General features: G+C 55.4%; 7 protein-coding genes and 1 tRNA gene. 7 read left to right on the top strand and 1 reads right to left on the bottom strand.

Annotated elements, in window-relative coordinates:
* Positions 1–170: 170 nt before the first annotated feature.
* A tRNA-Phe gene (locus AC3DKS_RS13905) sits at positions 171–243 on the bottom strand.
* 135 nt (positions 244–378) lie between these two features.
* On the opposite strand from AC3DKS_RS13905, the gene AC3DKS_RS13900 reads away from it, so the two are divergent.
* The 7 genes from AC3DKS_RS13900 (at position 379) to AC3DKS_RS13870 (ending at position 8,110) form a co-directional block, all read left to right on the top strand.
* Positions 379–1,107, top strand: a complete 729-nt coding sequence (locus AC3DKS_RS13900) for a type III pantothenate kinase (protein ID WP_474731934.1) — start codon at positions 379–381, stop codon at positions 1,105–1,107.
* The gene (gene bamG, locus AC3DKS_RS13895; protein ID WP_488072957.1) at positions 1,108–2,379 is read left to right on the top strand and encodes a BamG family beta-barrel-assembly machinery protein; all 1,272 of its coding nucleotides are present in this window, start codon (positions 1,108–1,110) and stop codon (positions 2,377–2,379) included.
* Between the two features lie 44 nt (positions 2,380–2,423).
* A complete protein-coding gene (locus AC3DKS_RS13890) occupies positions 2,424–3,794 on the top strand; it encodes a tetratricopeptide repeat protein (protein ID WP_474731939.1) in 1,371 nt (456 codons plus the stop codon).
* Between the two features lie 6 nt (positions 3,795–3,800).
* Positions 3,801–4,409, top strand: a complete 609-nt coding sequence (gene lptC / locus AC3DKS_RS13885; RefSeq protein WP_015753751.1) for an LPS export ABC transporter periplasmic protein LptC — start codon at positions 3,801–3,803, stop codon at positions 4,407–4,409.
* Positions 4,406–4,609: a hypothetical protein gene (locus AC3DKS_RS13880; protein WP_015753752.1), complete on the top strand. Its 204-nt coding sequence runs from the start codon at positions 4,406–4,408 to the stop codon at positions 4,607–4,609. Before lptC ends, AC3DKS_RS13880 begins: the two co-directional genes overlap by 4 nt.
* A gap of 15 nt (positions 4,610–4,624) precedes the next feature.
* On the top strand, positions 4,625–5,905 hold the full coding sequence (locus tag AC3DKS_RS13875) for a hemolysin family protein (RefSeq protein ID WP_083760688.1): 1,281 nt from the start codon (positions 4,625–4,627) through the stop codon (positions 5,903–5,905).
* Between the two features lie 84 nt (positions 5,906–5,989).
* Positions 5,990–8,110, top strand: a complete 2,121-nt coding sequence (locus AC3DKS_RS13870; protein WP_474731942.1) for a peptidylprolyl isomerase — start codon at positions 5,990–5,992, stop codon at positions 8,108–8,110.
* The last annotated feature ends 51 nt before the right edge of the window (positions 8,111–8,161 follow it).

The raw sequence follows: 8,161 nt of genomic DNA, 5'->3' as shown, positions 1-8,161 counted from the left end.
CTCGCTGTTGCTCGGTGTTCCTGACCGGTCCCCCGCCTGAAAATGCCAAAACCCTCCGCTGGCGTGCCAGCGGGTGTTTTTTGTTTCCCGTCCGCTTAGAAACGCGAGCGTTTCACGCGTCCAGGAAACAAAAAACCCACTCCTTTCGGAGCGGGTTTTGGCGCTTTAAGTGGTACCTCCAGGAATCGAACCAGGGACACACGGATTTTCAGTCCGTTGCTCTACCAACTGAGCTAAGGTACCTCATCTGAGCTGGCCTTTTGCGGGGTCGCGGAGGACCCTGTAAAGGCGGGGGCAAATATAATTTCAAATCCGGGAATAACCAACAAATTCCGAAAAAAAGCGGGGCGTTTTTTTCGATTTCCCGATCTTTGAAGTATGAATCTGGTCATCGATGCGGGGAATACACAGATCAAGCTGGGCGTCTTCAGCGAGGGGCGGCTTTTGCATGTGGAAACCACGGTGGAGGATTCTTTTACGGACCGGATCAAATCCCTTTTCAACAGCTACCCGGGCATTGGCCATGCCATCCTGGCCTCGGTGGGCCACCTGGAGAAGTGTTATACGGATGCGCTCACGGTGTTCTGCCCGGTGCATGTGGTGGGTGCGCGCACGCGGCTTCCCTACCGGAATTCCTACGCCACCACCCAGACGCTGGGGGCGGACCGCATAGCGCTGGCCACGGCTGCCTTCTACCGCTTCCACAAGGAGAATTGTCTGGTGATCGATGCGGGCAGCTGCATTACCTACGACTTTGTGAACGATTACGGCGAATTCCTGGGCGGGGCCATTTCCCCGGGCCTGAAGATGCGCTACCGGGCCCTGAACGCCTTTACGGCGCGCCTGCCGCTGCTGGAGCCGGAAGAACCCCTGGACCTGGTGGGGAACGCCACGGTGAGCAGCATGCACAGCGGGGTGGTAAACGGCCTGTTGTTGGAGCTGGACGGGGTGATTGACCAATATAAATCGCGCTATTCAGATTTAACAGTTATTTTAACAGGAGGCGATGCGCAATTTTTGTCTAACCGGTTAAAAAATACCATATTTGCCCTTCCTAATTTTCTACTGGAGGGCTTAAACCAGCTGCTGGAATACAACAAAAGTTAGATGGTAAAACGATTGGTTCTCGCAATAATCGGTATTGCGATGTATTCAGCGTCCGCGCAAAACGGCACGCTTTCTCCTTACTCTTCCCTGGGCATTGGCGATTTTCGGTCTGTCAACAGCATCGAGAACCAGATGATGGGAGGGCTCGGCGTCTACACGGACAGCATCCACCTGCAGCTGAACAACCCGGCCTCCCTCGGGAAGCTCGGCCTTACTGCCTATGCCGCCGGATTTTCGCACAAGGAGGTTCGCCTGGAGACTTTTGCCGAACAGCAGCGCCCGTCCGTTTCCAATTTCGAATACCTGGGCCTGGCATTCCCGCTTATCGCCCAGAAAGCCGGGGTGGCGCTGGGGATCAAGCCGTATAGTTCGGTGGGATACGACCTGGAGCAACTCCAGACCGTGCAGGGGGTCACCACGGCCAACCAGTTTACGGGCGAGGGGGGTATCAACCAGGCATTCCTCTCCGCGGGGTTCCGCCTCCTTCCCAGGCTGAACATCGGGGCTACGGTGAATTTCCACTTCGGCCGCATCGACCTGACCCGGGTGCAGGTAACCGACGGCATCGCCTACGGGACCCTGGACAGCCGGACCTCGGACATCAGCGGTTTCGACTTCAACTACGGCCTTACCTGGGAACCCATGGTCAGCAGCAAGCACACGCTGTTCACCTCGGTCCGGATCAATACGCAGACCAACCTGGTATCCTCCAACCAGCAGCGCATTTCCTCCTTTGTCCCGCTGACCGGGATTGAAATTGAGGGAATCGACGTAAATCTGGACCGGGACAACCTGCGGTTTACCGAGATCAAGATCCCCACCACCTACACCCTGGGGCTGGGATACGGGGAAGACAAACACTGGTTTGTGGGGGCCGAATACGGCATCCAGCAATTCAGCGATTTTGAGAACCGGTTCCTGGAATCGGCCAATGTGGTCTACGAGAACGCCAGCAGCTTGGCGCTTGGCGGATTCTATGTGCCGGATTACACCTCCATCGATACGTATTTAAACCGGGTTACCTACCGGGCGGGACTGCGCCTGGACAATACCGGGATGGTCATCAATGACAAGGCGCTCGAAAACTTTGGCATAACATTTGGATTAGGTTTACCCCTCGGAGCCGAAAGCGAATTTTCGAATCTGAATCTGGGATTCGAACTCGGAAGGAGGGGCACCACGATGAATGGCCTGGTGAGGGAAAGCTATTTCAAAGTGAGTCTGGGCCTCTCATTCGCGGACAGATGGTTCCGGAAGAGGCAGATTAATTGATAAAAAATTAGTAATTTACCACCCCTCTAATAATGACATATAAAATGAAAAAGGATTTTTACTTGATGATCATTGCGGTTTTCGGGGCCTTCGGAATGGTATTCGGACAAGCCCAGAATCCTGAATGTATGACGAATTTATCCATTTATGCGGAACACGCCAAGGTGAAGAATTACGAGGCGGCCTATACCCCGTGGAAGATGGTTTATGAAAATTGTCCGGGAATCAACAAGGCGAATTTCTCTTATGGGGAGCGCATCCTCGACTATAAGATCGAGAATTCCACCGGGGCTGAAAAAGAGGGTTATATCCAGGACCTTCTGGCGCTTTACGACAAGAGCACCGAATACTTCCCCAAGAACTATTCCCCTGCGGAAATCGCCAGCGATAAGGCCTCCTTGCTGTACGACAACAAAAAGGCCACGGACACAGAGCTCTATGCGATGCTCTCCGATGCTTTTAAAAAGGACCGCGAGAATTTCGACAACCCGAAGGCGCTCTACCTCTATTTCTCTTCCCTGGTAAACCTGCACAATGCGGGCAAGCAGGAATTGCAGGAGGTCTTCAACGTGTACGACGACGTGACGGAAAAAATTGAAGAAGAGAACGAAAAATACCTGGCGCAGATCAACCGGCTGTTGCCGAAGGATTCCCTGGGCACACTGACCTCCAAGGAAAAGCAGCAACTCCGCGCGTACAACAGCTACTCTGAAAACTACGGAAAAATTTCCGGGAGTATCGATTCCAAACTGGGAAGCCTGGCGGATTGCGACAACCTGATCCCGCTCTACGAGAAGAACTTCGCCGAGAAGAAAGACGATATTACCTGGGTGAAACGCGCCGTGGGCCGGATGTTCTCCAAGGAATGTACGGACGACCCGCTCTTCCGGAAACTGTTCGAAGCCCAGCTGGCCCTTGAGCCGTCGGCCAGTGCGTACCTCTACGGGGGTACCCTCAAGGCCAAGGACGGCGACAACCAGGGGGCGATTGCCGATTTCGACAAGGCAGCCGGCCTGGAAACCAATGCCAAGAAAAAGTCCGACATCCTGTATAAGGCGGCTACCATTGCCCGGAAATTCAGCAAGTCACAGGCCCGCAGCTATGCCCAGAAGGCGATCAATGCCTACGGCGCCAACGGGAAGGCCTATCTGTTGATAGCCAACCTGTACGCCTCGAGCGCCAATGACTGCGGAAGTACGACATTTGAAAAGCGCGCCATTTACTGGAAGGCCGCCGACCTGGCCCGCCAGGCAGCACGGGTAGACCCGTCCCTGAGCAGCACCGCCAACCAGGCAGCCGCCAGTTACAGTGCCAAGGCGCCGTCCAAAACGGATATTTTCCAATCCGGCATGGCCGGGAAGACCGTGTCTTTCTCCTGCTGGGTAGGTGGCAGCGTGAAGGTGCCCAATTTGTAAGACTCTATGAAACCGAACATATCCGGTTTGATGTACATTGCCATGGCTTTTGCCGTGGCAATGTTCGTTATGGCCTGCGAAGACCGGTATAAGCGCGTCGGGGACGAGGCGGCGGAGCCCGTCTACCCCCAGGGCGTATCCCACGACTTTTCGCTTACCTATACGGAAGCCCCGGAAGGCATGTCCAACCAGGATACCAGTGCCACCCGGGTTATTGCTGTTTTGCGAAGCCCCTTAAGCGAGGATTTCACCAACCTGCAATTCCAGTACCGCACCTTCCCGGAAGGGTTGCGGGTGGAGCATTACGACGAGCAGGGCCGGCTCAGCACCATCGAGGCGGATTACGCCATCATCTATGCCCAGACGAATGTTTTTGACCTGCAGGGGCACGTGGTGATGGAGACCCACGACGGGAAGCGCCTGGAGGCCGACCAGCTTTTCTGGGACCGGAACAACGACTGGATATTTACCGAGGGCCGGTTTACCCTGACCAACCCGGAAGAGGGGACGCTCCTGAACGGGACCGGAATGGACTTTAACCGGGATTTTAGCTATTTTAACGCTCACCAGACCGGCGGCCAGATGGAAGTGCCGGAAGAAGAAGACCCATCATGATCAAGATCCTCAAGTACACCGAATACATCTACCTGATTATTGCCATAATTGCCACTTACGAGCTTTGGCAATTCTGGAATGTGGACCGCAACCGCGCCTACCTCTTCCTGTTTTTTGCCCTGGTATCCCTGGGGATGTTCCTCTTCAGGCGGCGGTACCGGAAGCGCTTTGAGAGGCGCCGGGATGAGGAGAACTCCTAACGGTTCCGGCCAGGTATGATAGCCATCATCGTCATTTCGCTTATTTGCTCGGCTTTTTTCTCGGGGATGGAGATCGCCTTTGTGTCGGCTAACCGCATCCATATTGAGATAGAGAAAAAGCAGCAGGGGCTGTTGGCGGGGGTCTTGTCGCGGCTCACTGCCAAGCCTTCCAAGTTTATCACCACGATGCTTATCGGGAACAACATCGCCCTGGTGGTGTACGCTTATTATATGGGGGAGTTGCTCATGGGCTGGTTCGGGCAGCTGCTCCCCGCGGACAATGCATTTTTGCAGGCGCTGCTCACCGATTTTGCCCTGATTACCCAGACGGTGATCTCCACGCTGATCATCCTGGTGACCGCCGAATTCCTGCCCAAGGTCCTCTTTCAGATCTACTCGAATTCCCTGCTGAAGCTGCTGGCCGTCCCGGCTTATTTTTTCTATATCCTGTTCTGGCTGCTGTCCGAGGGGGTTATGTTTATATCGGATGTCATCCTCAAGTTGCTGTTCCGGTCGGACGGGGACGAGGTGCAGATGTCGTTCACGAAGCTCGAACTCGGGGACTACATTACCGAGCAGATGGAGACCGTGGAGGAAGAAGACGAGGTGGATTCCGAGATCCAGATCTTCCAGAACGCCCTGGAATTTTCAGAGGTAAAGGCGCGGGAGGTGATGGTGCCCCGGACGGAAATCACCGCCGTGGAACTGCACGAAAGCCCCAAAAACGTCACAAAACTCTTTACCGAAACCGGGTATTCCAAAATCCTGGTCTTCAAGGATACCATCGACAACATCATCGGCTACATCCATTCCTACGAGCTGTTTAAAAGGCCCAAGACCATCAAGAGCATCCTGTTGCCAGTGGAATTCGTACCCGAAACGATGCTTATCCAGAATATCCTGAACGTCCTCACCAAGAAGCGCAAGAGCATGGCGGTGGTCCTGGACGAATACGGCGGCACCTCGGGGATCCTGACCGTGGAGGACATTATCGAGGAACTGTTCGGGGAAATCGAGGACGAACACGATTCCACGGACCTGCTGGAGGAAGTCCTGGGCGACAAGCAGTACAAGTTTTCGGCCCGGCACGAGGTGGGCTACCTCAATGAGCAATACAAACTGGAACTCCCCGAGAGCGACGAATACGGGACCCTGGGGGGGATGATCCTGAACGAAACCGGGGAGATTCCCAAGAAGGATTCCGAGATCCGGCTGGGCCGGTTTGTGTTCCGAATCCTGGAGGTGTCCAACAACAAGATCGACCTGGTGACCCTGGAGGTGCTGGATGCGGATTGACATGCTGCGGTTTACGGTTGTTTTTCCCTTTTATTATTGGTTGGAAAATGGTAATTTCGCCCACTGATTTAAACAACCCATAGCATGGCGATTTTAGAGAATATCCGCAAGCGCACCACCGTGCTCATCCTGATCATCGGGATGGCCCTGTTTGCCTTTGTCGTATCCGACGTACTGACACGGGGTGGCTTCGGTTCGGATAAAATAGGTTCGGCCGTTGGCGAAGTCAACGGGGAGCCGATATCCATAGACGATTTTCGCGCCCGGATGGAAGCGGCCGAAGGCAGTTTTGGCCCCCAGGCTACCTCCACCCAGATCGTGAATTCTATCTGGGACCAGACGGTTCGCACGGCAATCCTCGGGCAGGAATTTGAAAAACTCGGGATCGATATCCAGCAGGACCAGATCATGGACCTGATTCGGAATAACCCGAATTTTACGCAGAACCCGCAGTTCCAGGATGCAAACGGCAACTTTGACGAGGACGCCTTCCGGAATTTTATCACCGAACTGCGCGTCAACCAGCCCCAGCAATACCAAATGTGGCTCCAGACCGAAGACGCGCTTATCCAGGCAGCCAAGGAACAGACCTATTTTGACCTGATCCGGGCCGGGGTGGGGGCAACCCTCAAGGAAGGGGAGCTCGATTACCGCCTGGCCAATGACAAGGTGGATATCCGCTATGTCCGCGTTCCCTATACATCCATCCCGGACAGTACGATCTCCGTATCCAAGGAGGAGATCGCGGCCTATATTAAGGAAAACCCGAGCGAATTCAAGCAGGAAGCCGCCCGCGATTTGCGCTATGTGTATTTTGAGGAAAAAGCGAGTGCCGCGGACGAAACAGCCATTGAGGAATCCCTTCGCGCCCTGTTGGAAGACGAGGAAGAATACCGGGAGGACCTGGATTCTACCGTGGTCAACCCGGGCTTTTTGAATACCGATGACATGCTGGCCTTCCTGGATCGGAATTCGGACACCAAATACGACACTATTTATCGGGCGAAATCCGAACTGCCTACTCAATGGGCGGACACCCTGATGGCCCTGGAAACAGGCGAAACTTTTGGCCCCTACCGCGACGGGAACGCCTTTAAGGTTTCCCGGATGATGGACCGGAAGGAAAACGGCTCCGTGAAGGCGAGTCATATCCTGATTAGCTATGCGGGCGCCGAACGCGCCAACCCTTCGGTTACCCGTACCCAGGAGGAGGCCCGGGAACGCGCCGAGGAGCTCCTGGCAGAAGCCCGCCGTTCCGGCGCGCAGTTTGCCCAGCTGGCCCGCGACAACTCGGATGGGCCCTCCGCACCGAATGGCGGGGACCTGGGGTACTTCCAGGAAGGGGTCATGACCGACGCCTTCAACGATTTTGCCTTCGGGAACGCCGTAGGTACTGTTGGCCTGGTGGAAACCGAATTCGGCTATCACGTGGTTAAAGTGGACGACAAGCGGGACGTAGTCCGCCTGGCAACCCTTACCCGTGCTATTGAGCCGTCGGAAGAAACGATCAATTCGCTGTTCACCGAGGCGACGAGCCTGGAAATGGCCGTAAGCGATAGCCCGGAAACCTTCCGCAACATCGCCGAGGAAAAAGGCTACCAGGTGCGCCCGGTAAACAAAGTGCGGACCATGGATGAGAACCTGCCCGGGTTGGGCGCCCAGCGCCGGATTGTGCAGTGGGCCTTCAACAGCGATACGGAAATCGGTGATATCCGCCGCTTCGACGTAGCCGGCGGTTATGCCATCGTTCAGCTGACCGGTACGTACAAGGAGGGAACGATGAGCGTGGAGGATGCCTCCGTTCAGGTACTCCCCAAACTCCGCAAGAAGGCGAAAGCCCAACAGATCCTCGCCGCGAACCAGGGAAAAAGCATCGAGGAGATCGCCTCGTCGAATGCGGTTGCCATTTCCACGGCCACTGCACTGAACGTGAAATCGCCCACCATTCCGGGTGCGGGCCGCGAACCCCTGGTGGTGGGGATCGCTACGGTCATGGACCAGGGCGCCACTTCCGATTTGATCGAAGGGGAAACCGGGGTGTTTAAACTGGAGGTGACCGGAAAGACGGAAGCCCCGGAGCTCGACAACTACGCGCCCTATGCGAACACGCTGCGCAGCAGCCTCGGGTCGCGGGTAGCCGCGGAGGTTTACCAGGCCCTTCGCGATAAGGCGGAAATCGAGGACAACCGGTCTATTTACTACTAGGGAGCACCGGAACTTACAAAGGATACAAATCCCGCACCCGAAAAGGGCTGC

Source organism: Robiginitalea sp. (assembly GCF_982776155.1).
This window is presented reverse-complemented; position numbering and strand designations above follow the sequence as displayed.

Excerpts from the sequence above, each read along its gene's own strand:
- AC3DKS_RS13875 (WP_083760688.1), top strand. The coding sequence starts at position 4,625 with ATGATAGCCATCATCGTCATTTCGCTTATTTGCTCGGCTTTTTTCTCG.
- lptC (WP_015753751.1), top strand. The coding sequence starts at position 3,801 with ATGAAACCGAACATATCCGGTTTGATGTACATTGCCATGGCTTTTGCC.
- AC3DKS_RS13880 (WP_015753752.1), top strand. The coding sequence starts at position 4,406 with ATGATCAAGATCCTCAAGTACACCGAATACATCTACCTGATTATTGCC.
- bamG (WP_488072957.1), top strand. The coding sequence starts at position 1,108 with ATGGTAAAACGATTGGTTCTCGCAATAATCGGTATTGCGATGTATTCA.
- AC3DKS_RS13900 (WP_474731934.1), top strand. The coding sequence starts at position 379 with ATGAATCTGGTCATCGATGCGGGGAATACACAGATCAAGCTGGGCGTC.
- AC3DKS_RS13870 (WP_474731942.1), top strand. The coding sequence starts at position 5,990 with ATGGCGATTTTAGAGAATATCCGCAAGCGCACCACCGTGCTCATCCTG.
- AC3DKS_RS13890 (WP_474731939.1), top strand. The coding sequence starts at position 2,424 with ATGAAAAAGGATTTTTACTTGATGATCATTGCGGTTTTCGGGGCCTTC.